This window comes from Halpernia humi, assembly GCF_900108025.1.
GTDB classification, from domain to species: domain Bacteria; phylum Bacteroidota; class Bacteroidia; order Flavobacteriales; family Weeksellaceae; genus Halpernia; species Halpernia humi.
This window is the reverse complement of sequence record NZ_FNUS01000004.1, coordinates 187,275-205,393: the sequence shown is the minus strand read 5'-3', so window position 1 is coordinate 205,393 and position 18,119 is coordinate 187,275. Positions and strand designations below refer to the sequence as shown.

The window sequence follows — 18,119 nt, the reverse complement described above, 5'->3', positions numbered from 1 at the left end:
GGTAAGAACCCCGATATAATTTTAGCTATGTGGTTTTCATTGCAAAAAGATTTATGGTGTTAGGAATTTGTTTTTAAATAATCAACAAGAGCTTGTACCGCAGTTACTTTTAAATGTGTTCTGTTGGTTCCATATTTTTCTGACACACCTTGTTCAGTGATATAGGCAACCTTATATGTTTTTTGTTTTTTTAAATGTTCGTTCTCGTAGTAGATTTCCTCAATACGATAGCCATACGGATTTTCAATGTGGAATTTGATCTGTAATCCTAAATATCGTTTACAGTAACCGCCCATTTGTTTCATAGGATTAGCTGAAAAAGTACGTTCAAAGTTTTCTTCCAACATATCAATGATCTCTTGTCCCGTCATATCAACGGTAGAAATGATTGGGTTCATAGGAACCATACTGTACAAATCCCACATCGTAATATTTCCTTTATCAATAGGCGCACCGTAACGCCATCCGTTAGAAAATGCTATGTTTACACCAGCAGCCTTGCTAATTGCTTTTAATAACAGATTATCCATAGATGATGAGAAAGCATCATACCGATGTAATATGGTATTCGTTCTCCCAACAACATCTTCTTGCAAGTTTCTGTATGAAGCCATAATGTCATTTACAATATGTTCTACTGGTTTATGGCTCGCAACATCTTCGTTCACTTCTATAAGCTTGTATTGATAATTTATAATTTTATTATCTACGATGGAAAGTTTAAGATGTCCCACAAAAGAGCCGTGGCAACCACACTGTATTATTATGGTATCTTTTACTTTTACAGGTTCATATATTCTGTTGTGGGTGTGCGCACTTAAACATATATCAATTCCTGTTGTACTTTTAAGTAATTCAATATCCTGCGGGTAGCCATTGTGCGAAAGTAATATGACCAAACTTGCTCCCAATCCCTTTACTTCTTTTACATAACCGTTTATTTCATCCATTCCGTCAGTTACATAAATTCCTTGTTTGAACTTAGCGGGCATCGTCTTATCGATAATATTGGCACAAATACCGATTACAGCAATTTTTTGATTACCTACCTCAATAAATGAATACGGTTTCAGCAGTAGGGTACCGTCATCCTTATAAACATTGACACCTAATACGGGATAATTAAGTAGTTTATCTAATGCTAAAAGATGTTCCGGCCTATAGGCAAAATCCCAATGTCCCACCATTGCACTAAAACTAAGTTTGTTTAAAATTGGAATTAGTACTTCGCCTCTGGAAGCCACTACGGGTAAGGTTCCGTGAAAGGTATCGCCTCCGTCAAAAAACAAGGTGTGTTCATTCTCTTTTCTTATCTTCTCGAAAACAGAGGCGATTTTTGCATAGCCTCCTGCTGTTTTAATAAATTCCCCGTCCTTACCATAAAATAGTTCTGGGTGTGGTTCAAGATAACCGTGTACATCATTTATAAATCCTATTGATAATTCCATTATATATAATTTAAAGTTTTAAAGCATTTTTGATTATGGATGAACAATTGCCCAGCCTTCGTATTGCCTTAATATAATTTCTCCATTACCGCTAGGGACGTAGTTCACAAAATCAAACAATTCGTTCTTGTCAATTTTTCGTTCTTCCATTGTTTTAGAACACTGGACAAATAAAACGCCCTTATCTTTGAGTGCAACCAATAATTTTTGGTAGCTGTTAGCTTTTTTATACATTTCCACACCGTCAGAAAACGCAAGGACTTCTATCTGTAATTTACCTTTCAACCGTGGGTCACTTAGTACATTATTGATGTTGCGAAGGATCCCCTTTATTTTTTTATCCTCTGCTTCGTTCAAGATATAAAGCGCATTGTAATGTTTTTTGTATGCTTTCGCGGGCTCAAAAGTGGTATCTGGTTTTTGTTGCGCAAAAATGCTAATAGACATAAAACATAGTACGGCTATTAGCAAAGCTTGTAGTTTTTTCATTTTATTGTTTTTATTGTTCATTTATTAATTCTTCTATTTCCTTTACAAATTTTTCAGATGCGTAATTGGCAAATCCGGTATGATGAAGCCTGACTTTACCTTTCTTATCCAATACTACGGTTGTTGGTAATGAACCGGAAAACACTTCCGTTGGAACATTACCGCTGGACTGATACATTGGAACTGAAAAATTTTCTTTTTCCAGATATGCCCTTCCCGCAGCCGGGTCATTGTCCTCGTTGAGGGTTAGAAAGAAAATGCCAGGGTTATCCTTAAATTGGGTATACAGAGTTTCAATAGATGGAAATTCAGCCCGACAGGGTGGACACCAAGATGCCCAAAAATTGATAAACACTACTTTTCCTCTTAATGATGAGGTATTTTGTATGCTCCCTTTTCCGTCCGTAAAAGTAAAATCAGTATTTGTAAGGCTTACTGTATCCGCATCCTTTTTGTCTATACTCGCGTTAAAAATTCCTGTTGACATTAGTTGGCGCAGCACAAATGATTTTGCATCGGGGCTGATAAGCAATATCCCGACGGCAATTACCATAAATATGGTAAATGCATTTTTCTTAATGTACTGTAGCTTTTTCTGTGGTGGTTTCTTATTAGAAACTTCTTTATTGTTAGTCATAATTCATTCTTTTATCAATTAGTTACTATCTACAAGTTCATTCACAACTTTGATGATCTCGGGACTTGTATAATCCCTACCACCTTCGATACGGGCAATCATATCTCCGCTTTTGTCTAGTATGACCGTAGTTGGAATTGAACTGCCTAAATATTCAGAAGGTATATTGCTGGCTGGAACATATACAGGCAAATCATACTTATTCTTCTCCATAAATGCAGTGGATTTTTCCATCTTGTTGTCTACATCTACCATCAGGAATACGATGTCGTTATTGCCTTTGTACTTTGCTTTTAGTTCGTTAATGGTAGGCATTTCCTGAATGCAGGGCGGACACCAAGTTGCCCAAAAGTTGATAAATACTACCTTACCTTTTAATGAACTTAACGATACGGTTTTTCCATCTTTATCAGTAAAGGAAAGGCTGGCAGTTGTTGAGACCTGTGCTTCCGTTGTCCCAACTCCTGTCGTCGTCGAATGCTCGCTCTCTACCTTATTTTCTTTCTTCTTATCCGTATTCCCGCAAGCAGCCAGCGATATAGCTGTGATTATGAAAAGACCAGAACGAATTGCCAAATTTTTAAATTGCATTTTCATACTAAATGATTTTAATTACTTATTCTATAAATTTTTACTCTTGTATTTGTTAATTGCAGATTGAATAAAACCGTAATAGCTTTTCTGATTGTAATCTGCTCCAGTAGGTTTGATCAGTATTTCCTCGTTAGATGGGTCTAAAAGTACATAGTGAGGTTGCGAATTGGAGTTAAACTTACTCGCCTGAAAATCGCTCCATTTATTTCCTATGGTACGTATATTTTTGCCACTAAATGATGATACAAATTGTTCTGCCTGTGGTAATTCTGTTTTATCGTCCACATAAAGTTGGATGATGATAAGTTCTTCGTTCAATAGCTTGTGTACGTCTTTATCAGACCACACGGATGCTTCCATCTTACGGCAATTAACACAGGCATGCCCTGTGAAATCGAGCATGACAGGTTTGCCCACTTTCTTTCCATATTCTATTCCCTCCTCATAGTCAAAAAAGACATTAAGGTTTAAGGGTGCGTGGAATATATCCGAATATTTGCGGGCTTTGCTATCGACGACATTATTTGTCTCTGTCCTACCAAATGAAGAAGTATACAGGTCAAAATCTTGTGTTGTCTGTGGTGGTAAAAATGCCGAAATGGATTTTAAAGGTGCTCCCCACAATCCAGGAACCATATACAGGGTAAACGATAGTACAAGTATTGACAGTACCATTCTCGGCAGGCTCAATGTATCCATTGGACTATCATTCGGAAACCGAATTTTTCCTAATAAATAGAAACCTAAATATCCGAAGATTATAATCCAAAGTGCTAAAAAGACTTCTCTGTCGAACCAATTCCAATGATATGCCAGATCCACATTGCTCAAAAACTTCAAAGCAAGAGCTAATTCTAAAAATCCGAGTGTGATTTTTACGCTATTCAGCCAACCTCCCGAAGATGGAAGGCTTTTTAAAAGGCTTGGGAACATTGCAAAAAGCGTGAACGGTATTGCTAATGCCAATGCAAAGCCGAGCATCCCAATGGCGGGACCTAAAAGTTCCCCCATTGTTGCAGCCTGTACCAGCAACGTTCCGATAATTGGACCAGTACAGGAAAAGGACACTACGGCTAATGTTGCTGCCATAAAGAAAAGCCCTAGCAAACCTCCTCGATCAGCTTTACGGTCTAACTTGTTCGCTAGCGAGGCAGGCAATGTAAGCTCAAATGCACCGAAAAAGGAAAAGGCAAATACAACTAAAAGAGCGAAGAAAGCAAAATTAAAAATCCCGTTTGTAGATAGACTGTTGAGTGCATCCGCACCGAAAATTAGCGTAATGAAAATACCCAATAGAACGTAAATGAGTATGATAGACAATCCATATATCATTGCTTGGATTACCGCCCTGCGTTTCGTATGACCGCTTTTGGTAAAGAAACTTACCGTTAAGGGCAGCATCGGAAAAATGCAGGGCATCAACAATGCTGCAAAGCCGCCGATAAAACCCGCAATAAAGATTGCCCAAAGGGAACTTTTATCGGTTGTAGCTTCATTCTTTTGCAATGTTACCCCGTTTTCATTAGTTAGCAAAGTTTCTGGCTCTTTGGATGTTGCAATACTTTCCTTCTGAACGGGCTGCTGCTCGGTTATTTCTGTAAACTCCACATCATCATGCGATACGAGGCTGTCTGTCTGCGCATTTGCAGTAACAGCCACCAAACCAAAGATGAATAGTACCGTTAATATTTTTGATATTAATCTCATATTAAATTCTTTATTTTATGGGAATGCTGAACGCCACTTCTTCAGGCGGTAAGCATTGCTTATCGTTACAAACCATATAGGTAAGCGTACCTTTTACCGTAGGCGCATTGCTTGTTAATTTTACCTTTTGCTGGAAAACCACTAATTTTTCATAATAACCCACTTCCATATCAAAAGTCGTGTCGTGTTTGACAATTGGTTTAGCCGCCTGAACCTTTCCGCTTAACTGATAAGCTTTTGACGAATGGAAAGAAAAACTTGTAGGCTGTGGACCGTTTTTAGGAACCGTTTGCGAATAGATATGCCAGCCATCGTTTATTGTTGCCTTAAAGAACAATACAGCTTCTTTATCACTAACGCGTTTAGAAGCATACGACCACTTCACAGGCTTTAGTATTTGTCCGAAAGAGGCGGCACTTGCGAATAAAAATGCCACAAAAAATATTATCTTTTTCATTGTTTTACTAATTATTTTTCTTTTAATAGTTTAGTCACTAGGTCAACCACTTCCTTTGACGAATAGTCAGCTCCGCCAACATGCCTTGCGATGATATTGTTTTGCTTATCTACGATAATAGTAGTAGGGATAGAGCCTGAAAATAACTCACGGGGTATTTCGCCATCGGGAACATAAACTGGCAAATCAAATTTTTTGCTTTTCATCCACTCTTTTGATTTTTCTATTTTTCCGTCCACATCTACCATTAGAAATACGACATCTTTATTGTCCTTAAAAATCTTACGCAGTTCATTAATCGATGGCATTTCGTGAATGCAAGGCGGACACCAAGTAGCCCAAAGATTAATGAAAACGACCTTTCCTTTTAAGGATTTTAACGAAATGGTTTTACCGTTTTCGTCCTTAAACTTTAAATCTGGCGTTTCTTGAGAATTGGTTACTAATTTCTGTTCGATATTTATTTGTTGATTTGCGCTCACAGTTGCATTAATGCCATTTCGATTTATTGATGCGTATGCCCATCCCGTAATTGCTATTAATGGAAGTATGGCTATTTTTTTGATATTCATTTTCATAATACTATTTTTTTATTTTCCCTTCTTTGATTTCTTCAGATGGTTTGATAATGATTTTGTCGGCCAGAGAAAGATTACCAAAAACCTCTGTAATTGTATCTAAACGGATACCTTCCTTTACAGCAATCCGTTTTACTTCGTTGTTATTCAATGTTAGTACATACGTTCCAGATTGGGTGTTTAGAACACTCTTGCTTTGTACCCAGTTAGACACGTTTTTACGTTTTAATTTCAACTTGACCTGCGCATAATCACCTCCCTGCAATTCGCCCGATGTATTATTTACGTCAAACTCAAGTGTTAGCGAGCGATCATGTTGGTCGAGCAATCCAGATGTTCGAGATAGTTTGGCATCAAACGTCTTACCTGGCTGCGAGCTTACGGTAAAAGAAGCAGACATACCGTCATAAACAGATGATGCGTGTTTTTCCGGTAGGGATAAGGTAAGGCGGAGTTTATTACTCTGTGCCATCATAAACAAAGGTGTATTACCTCCTGTTCCGGCTAATGCCCCAACAGAAACATTCCTTTGGGTTATTATGCCATCAAACGGTGCTGTAAGGCGAAGGTACTTTTGTAACTGTGAAGAATGTGCCGTTCCCGCTTTAGAAGCATCAAAAGCAGACTTGGCACTTTCCATCGCACTTTTAGCTCTGTCAAGTTCGATATCCGCAACCGCTCCCGTTGTTTTGGAAGCCGTTACCAATCTGTCATAAGCCTGTTTTGCATACAGGTAATCACTATAAACCTTTTGCTCTGTAGATTTATCAGAAAGATACTGTTGTTGCATTTCAGGAGCTTCGAGTACGGCTAAAAGCTGACCTTTGCGAACTCGATCGCCTCGGTCAACATACATTTGTTTTACAAATCCTGTAACCTTTGCATAGACCGCTACCTGCTCGAAAGGTTTGAGTTCTGCTGGAACGGCTATTTCGTACTCGGGATTGATGACCTGTAGAGGAGCCGTTTTATAGTTTACAGGTTTTGCCTGCTTATTTTGCGTTTGTCCTTTTTCGTGCTCTTTTTGTGAACAAGCGGATAGCAACAATACCATTGATATGGTAAATGCCAGTATGGTTGTTGATTTTTTATTGATTGAAATGCTGTGATACATTGTTTTTGTTTTTAAGTTTATTATATCGTTTGTTTATCGGACTGTTCTGCATAATACCTACTATCTTCATCATCAGGGTCTAACGAAGGACTGATTATTGAAGTCCTCGACATTAGGGAAGAAAAGAAATGCGGAACTAATAACAAGATGGTTACAGTGGAAGCAATCAGCCCCCCGATAACAGCTCTTCCCAAGGGTGCTACTTGTTCGGCTCCATCGCCTAAGCCCATTGCCATTGGTAACATTCCGGCAAGCATCGCCGCTGCTGTCATCAACACTGGTCTTAACCTCGACGAAGCAGCGAGCCTTGCTGCATTAGCAGGCTTAAGTGCCAGTTTTTTTCGATAATGTTCGGCTTGATTAACCAATAATACTGCATTAGAAACCGATACACCAAGCGACATAATAATACCCATATAGGATTGCAGGTTAAGCGTACTACCTGTGAGGAATAGAATGATAAGACTACCGGCAATCACGGCAGGTAATACCGATAGAATAATAAGCGGTACTTTGAACGATTGATAAAAAGCCGACAACATAAGGAATATAGCTATAATTGCCACACCTAAACCTGCCAAAAGACTACCCAAAGTATCATCTAAAAGCTGTAGTGTACCTTCTGTCCAAACAATAGTTCCACGAGGTGGCTCTCCAGCATTTTTGATAGCTTGTTTAACTGCTCGTGAAGCTGTACCTAAATCTTTTCCGTAAAGGTTAGCCACAATGGTAACGTAACGGTTAGGCCCCTTTCTGTTTACTTGTGCAGGAGAAGTAACCCTTCGTATGGTTGCTACATCTTCAAGTACCGGGCGAAGACTTCCAGCTTTCAAGGGAAGTGACCGAAGTCTTTCTTCCGACATAATGCCCTCTGGAATTTGTACTTGTGTTTGAAAAACCAGTCCTGATTTAGGATCAATCCATAGGTTCTTATCCGTAAAGCGTGTAGATGATGTAGCCGTAACAAGGCTACGTGTAATATCCTGCATCGTCAGTCCAAATTGTCCAGCAAGGTCACGGTTTACGTCAATTTCCATTGTTGGATAGGCAATAGGTTCGGCAATACGCACATCCCTCAGATATGGAACTTTTTTTAAATTGGCTTCAATTTTTGATGCATGGGCAAAAGCACCTTTTATCTGATTGGCTCCAACTTTAACTTCAATAGGCGTCATCGCTCCTTGACCCATAATCTTTTCGGTCAGTTCCATTGGTTCGAAATTAAAAGCGACTTCGGGGTACTTCTCTATAATCTTTTTACGGACTTTCTCTTTGAATTCTTCCATTGATCCATCATACACTTCTTTATTGACAGATATTTGCAGTATAGCTTCGTGAGAAGAATTACTGAAAAGGAATATCGGATTTATCGGAGACCCTGCGGGGTGCATACCTACAAATGCAGAGGTAATATTTAAACCGTTGTCAGGCAGTTCTGCTTTGATATCTCCTGTAATATCTTTAACAATCTGTTCTGTTTTTTCTATTCTGCTTCCCTGTGGAGCCTGTATGCGTATCTGAAAATCTCCATTATTGGAAACTGGCATTACATCAGTGCCAACAACTGTTAATAAAACGCCAGCAATTACACTCGCTACCAGCACATACACAACAAAAAGTGGGATAGCCTTGGTTGACCATTTACGCATCCTGTAAGAATAGTTTACCCGGAATTTTTCAAAAAAAGCTCGCTTTCTTGGAGTATTGGCTGCTGTGTTGTGCTTGTTCTTCATCATCCAGTTGGCCAGTATCGGTACAAAGGTCTGTGAAGCCAAAAAGGATGCAATCATTGCAAAGGCAACCGCCATCGACAGAGGCATAAACATATCTCTAGGAATGCCTGTCATAATGAAAGCAGGGGTCAATACAGCAAGAATACATAGTAAGATCAATAATTTCGGTATAGAAATTTCGATTAAAGCATCTATAATTGCCCGTTGCTTGGGTTTACCCATTTCCATATGTTGGTGGATATTCTCTATGGTTACTGTGGCTTCATCAACGAGAATACCGATGGAAAGAGCAAGACCACTCAATGTCATGATATTTATGGTTTGCCCTAAGAGATATAAAACAGTAACTGCTGTAAGAATGGCAATTGGAATAGTCAATACCACAATGATAGCTCCACGTGTGTCTCCCAAGAACAATAGTATGACCAATCCCGTGAAAACAGCTCCTAAAATACCTTCGTGTATAAGGTTGGAAAGGGAACGTTCGATATAATTTGATTGGTCAAATTCATAACTGACTTTTACATCTTCAGGTAATTGGTCTTTCAGCATCGGAATGGCAGCTTTTAGGTTCTCCACGGCATCCAATGTGGAGGCATCTGCTTTTTTGATAATAGGCAGGTAAACAGAACGTTTTCCGTTTATCAAAGCGTAGCCTACTGTTTGATCTGCTCCGTCCTCCACACGGGCTACATCGCCAACATATATAGTACGGTTGTCGCTTGTTTTTACAGGGGTCTTCAATAGTTCTGCAGGTCCTTTAGCGATAGAGTTTATAGGAGCCATCAAGTTTTCATCTCCTATGCGAATACTTCCAGCAGGAGATGGAAGACTATTTTTAGTGATGGCAACGGTAATATCTTCGGGGCTTAATCCATTGGCTTGCATTGCGTCAGGATCGATATTGATCACAATGGAACGTACATTTCCGCCAAAAGGAGCGGGAGAAGTAATGCCTGGGATTTGTACGAACATTGGTCTGATTTTGGTCAATGCCAATGTCTGTATTTCATTTACGGAACGCTGGTCGCTTTCAAAAACAAGGTTACCTACTGGAAGCGAACTACCGTCAAATCTTACTACCATAGGTGGAACTGCTCCGGGCGGTAGGAAACCCATTGCCCTTGAGACCGATGTTGATACCTCTCCAGCAGCTTGTGCCATATCCGTTCCGGGATAAAAGGTCAGCTTCATCAGGGTTAGCCCCTGTACGCTTTTAAAATCAATGTTTTTTACTCCACTCACAAAAAGAAGTACCTTTTGGAACTCGTTAGCCATAAACCCGTCCATATAAGCTGGGGACAGTCCACCGTAAGGCATAGCAACATACATCGCAGGCAATTCCACTTCGGGAAAAATGTCTACGTTTATTTTTTTTACGGTATTATAGGAAAAGAAAGCTATTGCTAGTACGACAACCATAATCGCAATTGGTTTTCTTAACGCAAATCTTATAATGTTCATATACGATTATTTAAAGGTTGTTGAATAAAAAGTCGAAATCTGCAGTTAGCTCCGCTTCATAAGCTAGCAATCCCCAATATTCACGTGAAGCCTCGATATGTACATTCTCTGCCTGTTCAAGCAAAATGCGTATCTGTAAAAGTTCGCTTAGCGTAATTAAACCGCTTTTGTACCTTGCGAGGTACATATTGTACGCATCTTGCGACTGCTGTACGGCCAGCTTCGTTTTCTGAAGCTGTTGGTATTGCTGAACAATTTTTGCCTGCGAAGCAGATAAATCTGCTTGCATTGCCAGCTGGTACTGTGATTGAAGTAGCTTCGTACTTTCGGCTTCTTTAAACAGTTGTTCGCCTTTCATCCGGTTAGTATGCAGATTAGTCAAATTCCAGGTAATGCCGACACCTGCCAAAAAATTATTGGTGGTATTGCTGAACCCGTCTTTCCATGCTCCCGATACGTTTCCGTTAGGGCTGATGCCAGTGCCCCGATAAGCATAACCACCCAGCAAGTTGATCGAAGGCAGAGAAGCTCTTTTTTGTGCCTCACCACTTAAAGTATAATACTCCGACTGCTTGTCTAGCGCATCTAATATGGGGTGCGAAGGATTAATGGTATTTAATTTATTTAAACCATTTTCTGTGGGATTACCGAAACGGTCGATTGATGCTGTGAAATCTATGGTATCATTGGCATACAACTCCAATAGTTTAATATAAGAAGCATTTTTAAAGCCATACCATTTGTCATGCTCGCCCATTGCCTGCACATACGATGATGAAGCAAGCAAGCTGTCTGCCGCAGGTCTTAGGCCTGATGCTGACAATCCCGAAGTTATTTTCCGGATGTCGTCAAGACGTTCGGCATTCTTTTGGGTCCATTGCAGCTTAGCATTATTGTAAAGAAGAATGATGTACCTTTCAGATAATGTCTTTTTTAGGTTGAGCAGGTAAGCATCTTTATCGCTGACCGATTTGTTATATAAAGCACCCGCAGCCTCGTTCTGCTTACGGAGCTTTCCGAAAGAGAACATTTCAAAATTCACAATAGCGGAGCCAAAGGTATTGGCTGCGGTAGAACTACCATCTAATGGTACTGGGCCATTTACGTTAAAAAAACCAGGCTGTGGGAAAAAACCACCTGCACTACCTTCGTAAGTTCCATAAGTATTTTGTGCCTGTGCGTTAATTTGGGGAAGCATATTGCCCTTAACTGCCCGTTGGTTGAATTTTGCGGCATCAATCTCCGATGTTTTTGCACTAATACCCGGATAATTTTCTTCAACTTTAGGCCACAAACTGCCTAAGGTGTGTTCCTTGTGTTGCTGCGCATATAGCGGAAAAGCAACAACAACGGCTAGCCACAACAAAGTGACCGCCATAATATGTTTTATCATATTGATGTACGATTTTTAAAAGCCGTCATGACGACTTCAGTTTATTTTTTAAAAAGGGAAAAAATAGAAATACATCCTAAATGAGACATTGCGTTCAAATTAGGAAAAGAAACTAAAGGGAGAAATGAATGAGAAGTTTTCGGTATTCTAAAAAGATAGAGATAGAATTACGAATTTTTCCACTACCACCATAAAGTGGGTGTTTAGTTTCTTTTCTTTCTTGGCGGATACCAAAAAAGAAAATAGTAGTAACTGCAAGAAGAATTACTGGTAATAAATCGTGAGGACTATACGATGATTTATGATCAATTTGGCTATCGACAAAATCAATCTGTGAACATTTTTCAAATGTATTTACAGATAAATTATGGTTGCCTTTAGGTATACCTTGTTCAGTTTTTGGAGGGAAACCAGCAAGTGTTTTAATACTAGCCTTAACTGAGCAAGATGAAAGAAACATCACAAGAAATGCAGCGAATACAAAAAGGTATCGCTGAAAACTTTTTAGACTATGTGATATTTTATTATCCATCAATATGCTAAAATACTTTAATTAAACTAACAATCCAAACGAAAGCCTGTGTTTTAATATTTTTTAACATCCACTACTATTTTAATTTGACGCTTTAGATAGTTTAAATTACCTGGTTAATTCATTCTTTTGTTCTGTCCACTCGTTAATACCACCTAAATAAATACTTAGGTTTTTAATTCCGTTTCTTCTCAATATAGAGTATGCCATTGCAGCTCGCACTCCGCTTTGGCAATGAACAATGACAGGCTTATCTTTACTGATTTTTTGAATATTTTTTTCTAATGAAGTAAGAACAATATTTTCTACACCTTTGATATGTCCGTTGTCGTATTCGCTTTCGGTTCGCACATCTATGATTTGAACATCTTTCTTGTTCAAGTGCTTTTTCAGTTCCTCAATGTTAACGAGATCGGATTTTTCCAGTGCCACATTCATCTTATTTAAGCTGATCACAAACCCGTAGATGTTGTCCATCCCGATACGCATCATCTTACGTGTCAGATCCTCCATGTGGTTTTCATCAGTTATCAATACAATTTGATGTTGATAATCTATCAAAGAACCTACCCAAGTGGAAAATGATTTTCCGTTTTCTATATGCAGGCTTCCCGGAATGTGAGCTTTGGCAATCTCGTTTTTATTGCGGGTATCAATAATCAGTAATTTGTTATCTATTGCTTTTTGAAAAGAGGTCGGGTTAAGTGTTGGATGAATAGGAACCTGTATCAGCAACGGTCGATCTACTTTATTCAAGTGCTTCATCATAGCAAAATATTTTGGTGGTGTTGGCTGCCCGTTCAAGATGTAGTGCACAAACCCCTTTTCATCATTTTTAAATTGGAATGCTTTGCTGTTCTGCTTTTCTTCCCTTAGTGTAGAATGAGGAATGGTACTTAGGCTCTTACCGCAGAATGATCCAGCCCCGTGTCCAGCCCATATCTCCAAATCATCAGGCAATTTTGAAAACTTCTGTATGGAAGCATAAAGCTGTTTTGCGCCAAGCTCCTGTGAGCCTTCTTGCCCAGCTGCTTTTTCCAGTAGGTCAGGACGACCAACATCGCCCACGAAAATAAAATCTCCCGTAATGGCTCTTTGTGGTGTTACAGGAACTTTCGTATCTCTTACCAAAAAAGTGATGCTTTCAGGTGTATGTCCGGGTGTGTGCATTACGCTAATTTCTACCTGTCCAATGAAGATTATACTGCCTTCCTTCAATCCCGTATGTGGAAATTGATATTGCCAATCTGTTCCTCCCTCATCAGATAGTAACAACTCTGCACCTGTGGCAGCAGCCAATTCACGGGAGCCACTTAAAAAATCTGCATGGATGTGCGTTTCAGTTGCTTTAATTATTTTGAGATTGTTAATTTTGGCAATTTCCAAATAGGTATCTATGTCGCGTTTGGGGTCAATAACAATAGCTTCTTTGGTATTCAGATCACCGATGACAAAACTTGCCTGTGCAAGTGTTTCATCATATACCCGCTCAAAAAAATAGCTTTGGGCTTGTAATTTATTTCCGTGAAAGAACAAGATTATAAATACAACCATAATAGTCGTAAACTTTCCTTTGATTAGCATAATCAACATTATTTAGAAATTCTTAACTCGCAAAGTTAGGCTATCTGTTTTCATTACACTGTAACTTTTGTTACATTGGTGGAATTGATGTTTTGTTATTCTTCTTTTTTAGTTGATAGGTAAAATTGAGATAGAGATTATTTTCATGCAGTTTTGTTGTACTATTCAAAGGTAAGCGAGTAATGTGCATATAACCAATGTCAAATTTTACATTTGGTACAAGTTTGTATTCGATATTCAGCCCTAAACGATCGTGATCAAAGAAATGATGGTATGTTGTGCCAGAAAGATTAAAAAGCAATTCGTCAAAAACACCAATCTTTAGTCTTCCAGTAAAGTCGTAGCGAAAGCCAAAACGGTTTCGAAGCCGGATGATGTCTGCTTGATTGTTGTCAAATATTCGATATTCGGCAGCTGACCTATCTACTATATAAAATTTTTTCAGTATCTCGTGTTGTAATTCAACTGCCGCCGAAAAACGAATTTCACTGCTTGGTATAGTAGTTTCGTCTAAATGTTTTTGAATAATCTTGTAGTTCTTAAAATAAGCTAAGGGAGATAAGGAAAATTTCACATCTTGACTGTGTTGATAATGTAACCAATTCCTGAAAGCAAACATCAAGTTTTCACCTAACATATTCTCGTTTTCAAAGCCGTTTTGTCTCCTGTGCTGAAGCTCGTTATCTATTTTAAATTTTTCGCCGACTGGAATGCTCAAAGTACCGCGAAACCAAGTGTTGTAATGTTCTTGTGCCTGTAAAGTTTGGACAATAAATATCCATATCGCTGTTACCAGCAATCTTTTAAACCAATACATAAACGTTAATTAATGAGGTAGCTTATCTCTAAAATAACCATACACCCATGTGCCAACAATCGCAAAGAATAAAGTTATAATCATCACAGTCACTCCAGTTCCAATTTGTGCGAAAATAGGTCCAGGACACGCACCTGTAATAGCCCAGCCTAAACCAAAAATAAGTCCACCAATGATCTGACCTTTATTAAATTTCTTATCATGAAACTCTATTTTTTCGCCATAAATGGTTTTTATATTAAGTTTTTTAATCATAAAAACCGAAATTGCACCAACTATAACAGCACTACCAATAACACCGTACATATGAAAAGATTGAAAACGAAACATTTCTTGTATGCGGTACCAACTGATTATTTCGGCTTTTATAAATACTATTCCGAATAATAAACCTACTATTAAGTATTTGATATTGTGGTACCATTTGTGCTCTAAATGGCTTTCATTTATGCATACTGTGTCTAATGAGCGGGTTTCGAAATCTTTGTTTTTATCTATATTTTTCATTTGTATTATAATTTAAAGAGAGAGAATTATTGGAAGTATAATGTTTGCCATAATTAATCCGCCAATAAAAAAGCAGCAAGTAGCAATTAGCGATGGCAATTGCAGATTTGATAATCCAGAAATTGCATGTCCACTTGTGTAGCCACCTGCATAACGAGAACCAAAACCTATCATAAAACCACCGACAACCATCATTAAAAATCCTTTTATTGTAAAGAGATTTTCCCAAGAAAAAATTTCTTGTGGCAACATTCCGTTGATATTTGTTATACCGTAGCTTGCTAATTCAGTTCTCAAATTCTCATTAATGATTATAGGGTTTGGATTGGCTAAAAAACTAAAAGCGATTACACCTCCAATTAGTATTCCAACTACAAAAAATATATTCCAAATTTCTTTTTTCCATCATATTTAAAAAAAGAAATATTAGCTGGCAGACAAGCTGCACAAGCATGACGTAAATTGGCACTAATGCCAAAATTTTTATTTCCTAAAATTAATAATGCTGGTACTGTAAGCCCCACTAACGGACCGGCTATGTACCAAGGCCAAGGTTGTTTCAAAAATTCTAACATTTATTTTTATATATTTTCGTTAATTAATCTTTCCAATTCTTTTAGAGGTACTATGCCCGACTGACGCCAAAGCTGTTTACCATTTTTAAATAATAATAAGTGGTACACTTCGTACTTTATGTGTTGTTGCTGCTTGAGGTTAATTGTCAACATCAATATTAATAATGCTTGCATCATCTCCTACATATTCCTTTTGAAGCTGCAGAATAAAAAATCTTGAGTTGTATCGAAAGGTGTCGTATGGCTTTCTGAAATGCAAAGGATTTTGTCGAAGCCATTTTCAAGTGTTTTGGTTAAACTTTGTTCAGAATATTGTTCGATTTCAAGACCACTGCATTTTGTTGGTCCGCTTTCGGAAAAAGTTCCAATCATCATGAAGCCAGTTACAGACATCCTTGCTATGTACAAATATTTTTCAATTTGTTCTGTTGTTGTTAGGAAGTGAAATGCTGCTCTATCATGCCAAATATCATATTGTCTATTGGGTTGAAATTCTGTAATATCACTAACTATCCAATTTACTTTTTTAGCTTTGTCTCCTAAGCGATTTTTAGCTTTTTCAAGTGCTTTTGCTGATATATCAAGAACACTAATGTTCTCATACCCCTGATTAAGTAAATGGTCAACTAATTTGCTGTCGCCACCTCCTATATCAATAATTTTTGCCTGTTTCCCCAATCTGAACGAAGAAATAAAATCAAGAGATGTTTTAGGCATTTCCTGTGTCCAGCTTACCTGGTTAGGGTTTTTAGTTTCGTAAACGTTTTCCCAATGCTGTTTTTTGTTATTTGTATCCATAATCACTAAATCTTTAATTTCCAACATTAAATTTGTTTAACTAACATACTTCTTCATAGGCTGTATTCTCCAATTTTTTGTTGTTTTTTGATATAGATGTATTGCAAGCCGAAACACCATAACATCCTATATTAAGTATAGGCATTAAAGAAAATAATCCACCCATTACCACAAACCACCATTCTTTTGACTGAATACCCTGTGCTATCACGAAAATGCCTAATGCCAATCGCAATACACGCATAAAATTCCAAGTTCTTAGATAGTTTTTCATAATCAATTTATTTTTCCAATAGCACAGCTCACATACGATTTTGCTTTTTTTAATAGGTCATTATTTCCTTTTTCGGGATAACCCATTTTTGAAAGAGCATTTATAAGAAATATTTTTTCAACCGTAGCATCAATAGTTACGGTTTCGGTGTCTTTGTCAATACTTACATTTTCAACACCATTTATTTTCATTAAAGCGGTTTTTATGCTGTTCATACAGCCACCACATTTAATGTTTTCTACTGCTATATTGTGTATCATCTTATTTTCTTTCTAAAAGTGCTAATGCCAAATGGCAAATACAAGGGGCAAAAACTAATGAATGATGTAAGCACAAATACTACTGCTAATATGCCTAATATGATTGCCAATGTTCCTGAAATGACATTTGTAAAGTACAAAACACCTATAACTACAGCAACTAGTATTCTGATTACTTTATCGACTGTTCCCATGTTCTTTTTCATTTCTCTATTTTTTTATGAGGTTAATAAACACTTCCGAGTTGGCTCTTGAAGGAATGCTGTTATAACATTCATCCATTGTTTTGATGAAATAATGCGGTTCAAAAACAGGTTTGTATTCGCAAGGGCAACCTCCAAAAGGTGGAAACGGTTGGTTAAATTGTTTGTCGAATAGCACACCTATTATTTTACCGTTTCCGTTGAGTATTGAAGCTGTTTTTTTTGAATATTCAATTCTTCTAGCAGGTGGAATGGCACAAAAAAATGTTTGCTCAATGATCAAATCGTAACTACCCTGATGATTGAAAAAGTCTTCGCACAAAACGTTTATCTGTGTTTTGTCAGCAAACTTTTCTTTTAACGCTTCAACTGCTTTTGGTGCAATATCTATTAGTGTAATGTTCGTAAATCCATTCGCTATCAAAAATTCTGCTTCATAGGCATTGCCACAACCCGGAATAAGAATAGCTGCATTTTTATCATGGTATTGTGTCATATACTCCGTAATAGCAGGCGAAGCCTGTCCCATATCCCATCCTGTTTCATTTTTCTGCCACCGTTCATTCCAATAGTTTTGGTCAAGTGGGTTTTCGCATTGTGTTACGCAACAGGCTATATTATTTTCTTCTTTACTCATTTATCAACTGATTTACATTTTCCCAAGTGCCACCGTTTATAACATTCTGAAAACCGCTCTGCTCCAAAATACTTTTTGCCTGTCCGCTTCTATTTCCACTTCTGCAAAAAACAACGATATTTTTCTTGCCCTTGAATTTTGGTAATTCCATTGGTACTTTATCCAATGGAATATTTACCGCTCCTTTTGCACTGCCTGCCGAAAACTCGTCAGGTGTGCGAACATCTACTAAAAACGCACCGTCTTTTATAGCTTCTGATAATTGACTGTTATCTGTTTTGCCAAATATTGCTGAAAAAAGTCCCATAGTTTTAAATT

Annotated in this window: 20 protein-coding genes and 1 pseudogene; all 21 read right to left on the bottom strand. The window is 37.9% G+C overall.

Annotated features, from left to right (window positions below; all coding sequences use genetic code 11):
* Positions 1-59: 59 nt before the first annotated feature.
* Complete coding sequence (locus C4S29_RS09590; RefSeq protein WP_041516053.1) at positions 60-1,448, bottom strand: bifunctional metallophosphatase/5'-nucleotidase; 1,389 nt, start codon at positions 1,446-1,448, stop codon at positions 60-62.
* Between the two features lie 33 nt (positions 1,449-1,481).
* Complete coding sequence (locus C4S29_RS09585; protein ID WP_041516145.1) at positions 1,482-1,937, bottom strand: DsrE family protein; 456 nt, start codon at positions 1,935-1,937, stop codon at positions 1,482-1,484.
* A gap of 10 nt (positions 1,938-1,947) precedes the next feature.
* Positions 1,948-2,574, bottom strand: a complete 627-nt coding sequence (locus C4S29_RS09580) for a TlpA family protein disulfide reductase (protein ID WP_041516052.1) — start codon at positions 2,572-2,574, stop codon at positions 1,948-1,950.
* A gap of 18 nt (positions 2,575-2,592) precedes the next feature.
* The gene (locus tag C4S29_RS09575; protein ID WP_041516051.1) at positions 2,593-3,171 is read right to left on the bottom strand and encodes a TlpA family protein disulfide reductase; all 579 of its coding nucleotides are present in this window, start codon (positions 3,169-3,171) and stop codon (positions 2,593-2,595) included.
* A 24-nt stretch (positions 3,172-3,195) separates the two neighbouring features.
* Entirely contained in the window at positions 3,196-4,875 is a 1,680-nt protein-coding gene (locus C4S29_RS09570) for a protein-disulfide reductase DsbD family protein (RefSeq protein WP_041516050.1), read from the bottom strand.
* A gap of 10 nt (positions 4,876-4,885) precedes the next feature.
* Positions 4,886-5,332 carry a protein-disulfide reductase DsbD N-terminal domain-containing protein gene (locus C4S29_RS09565; protein WP_041516049.1) on the bottom strand — a complete coding sequence of 149 codons (447 nt, stop codon included), beginning with the start codon at positions 5,330-5,332 and terminating at the stop codon, positions 4,886-4,888.
* An 11-nt stretch (positions 5,333-5,343) separates the two neighbouring features.
* Positions 5,344-5,910: a TlpA family protein disulfide reductase gene (locus tag C4S29_RS09560; RefSeq protein WP_041516048.1), complete on the bottom strand. Its 567-nt coding sequence runs from the start codon at positions 5,908-5,910 to the stop codon at positions 5,344-5,346.
* 4 nt (positions 5,911-5,914) lie between these two features.
* A complete protein-coding gene (locus C4S29_RS09555) occupies positions 5,915-7,024 on the bottom strand; it encodes an efflux RND transporter periplasmic adaptor subunit (protein WP_103913868.1) in 1,110 nt (369 codons plus the stop codon).
* 20 nt (positions 7,025-7,044) lie between these two features.
* Positions 7,045-10,221 carry an efflux RND transporter permease subunit gene (locus tag C4S29_RS09550; protein WP_103913867.1) on the bottom strand — a complete coding sequence of 1,059 codons (3,177 nt, stop codon included), beginning with the start codon at positions 10,219-10,221 and terminating at the stop codon, positions 7,045-7,047.
* A gap of 10 nt (positions 10,222-10,231) precedes the next feature.
* Positions 10,232-11,614 carry a TolC family protein gene (locus tag C4S29_RS09545; protein WP_041516046.1) on the bottom strand — a complete coding sequence of 461 codons (1,383 nt, stop codon included), beginning with the start codon at positions 11,612-11,614 and terminating at the stop codon, positions 10,232-10,234.
* A 112-nt stretch (positions 11,615-11,726) separates the two neighbouring features.
* The gene (locus C4S29_RS09540) at positions 11,727-12,146 is read right to left on the bottom strand and encodes a hypothetical protein (RefSeq protein WP_041516045.1); all 420 of its coding nucleotides are present in this window, start codon (positions 12,144-12,146) and stop codon (positions 11,727-11,729) included.
* 108 nt (positions 12,147-12,254) lie between these two features.
* On the bottom strand, positions 12,255-13,730 hold the full coding sequence (locus tag C4S29_RS09535) for an MBL fold metallo-hydrolase (RefSeq protein WP_041516143.1): 1,476 nt from the start codon (positions 13,728-13,730) through the stop codon (positions 12,255-12,257).
* Positions 13,731-13,800: 70 nt separating this feature from the next.
* On the bottom strand, positions 13,801-14,547 hold the full coding sequence (locus C4S29_RS09530; RefSeq protein ID WP_103913866.1) for a DUF2490 domain-containing protein: 747 nt from the start codon (positions 14,545-14,547) through the stop codon (positions 13,801-13,803).
* Between the two features lie 9 nt (positions 14,548-14,556).
* A complete protein-coding gene (locus tag C4S29_RS09525) occupies positions 14,557-15,054 on the bottom strand; it encodes a DUF6691 family protein (protein WP_103913865.1) in 498 nt (165 codons plus the stop codon).
* Between the two features lie 12 nt (positions 15,055-15,066).
* Positions 15,067-15,629: pseudogene (locus tag C4S29_RS09520) on the bottom strand (YeeE/YedE family protein).
* A 180-nt stretch (positions 15,630-15,809) separates the two neighbouring features.
* Entirely contained in the window at positions 15,810-16,454 is a 645-nt protein-coding gene (locus tag C4S29_RS09515) for a class I SAM-dependent methyltransferase (RefSeq protein ID WP_394338666.1), read from the bottom strand.
* 13 nt (positions 16,455-16,467) lie between these two features.
* Positions 16,468-16,671, bottom strand: a complete 204-nt coding sequence (locus C4S29_RS09510) for a hypothetical protein (protein WP_233740530.1) — start codon at positions 16,669-16,671, stop codon at positions 16,468-16,470.
* 32 nt (positions 16,672-16,703) lie between these two features.
* Positions 16,704-16,961 (bottom strand): heavy-metal-associated domain-containing protein, encoded by a 258-nt coding sequence (locus C4S29_RS09505; RefSeq protein WP_084607907.1) that lies wholly within the window; start codon positions 16,959-16,961, stop codon positions 16,704-16,706.
* Entirely contained in the window at positions 16,958-17,155 is a 198-nt protein-coding gene (locus C4S29_RS09500; protein WP_449404603.1) for a YgaP family membrane protein, read from the bottom strand. The genes C4S29_RS09505 and C4S29_RS09500 overlap by 4 nt, the downstream gene beginning before the upstream one ends.
* 16 nt (positions 17,156-17,171) lie before the next feature.
* Entirely contained in the window at positions 17,172-17,801 is a 630-nt protein-coding gene (locus C4S29_RS09495; protein ID WP_041516040.1) for a methyltransferase, read from the bottom strand.
* On the bottom strand, positions 17,794-18,108 hold the full coding sequence (locus C4S29_RS09490; RefSeq protein ID WP_041516039.1) for a rhodanese-like domain-containing protein: 315 nt from the start codon (positions 18,106-18,108) through the stop codon (positions 17,794-17,796). The genes C4S29_RS09495 and C4S29_RS09490 overlap by 8 nt, the downstream gene beginning before the upstream one ends.
* Positions 18,109-18,119: the final 11 nt, after the last annotated feature.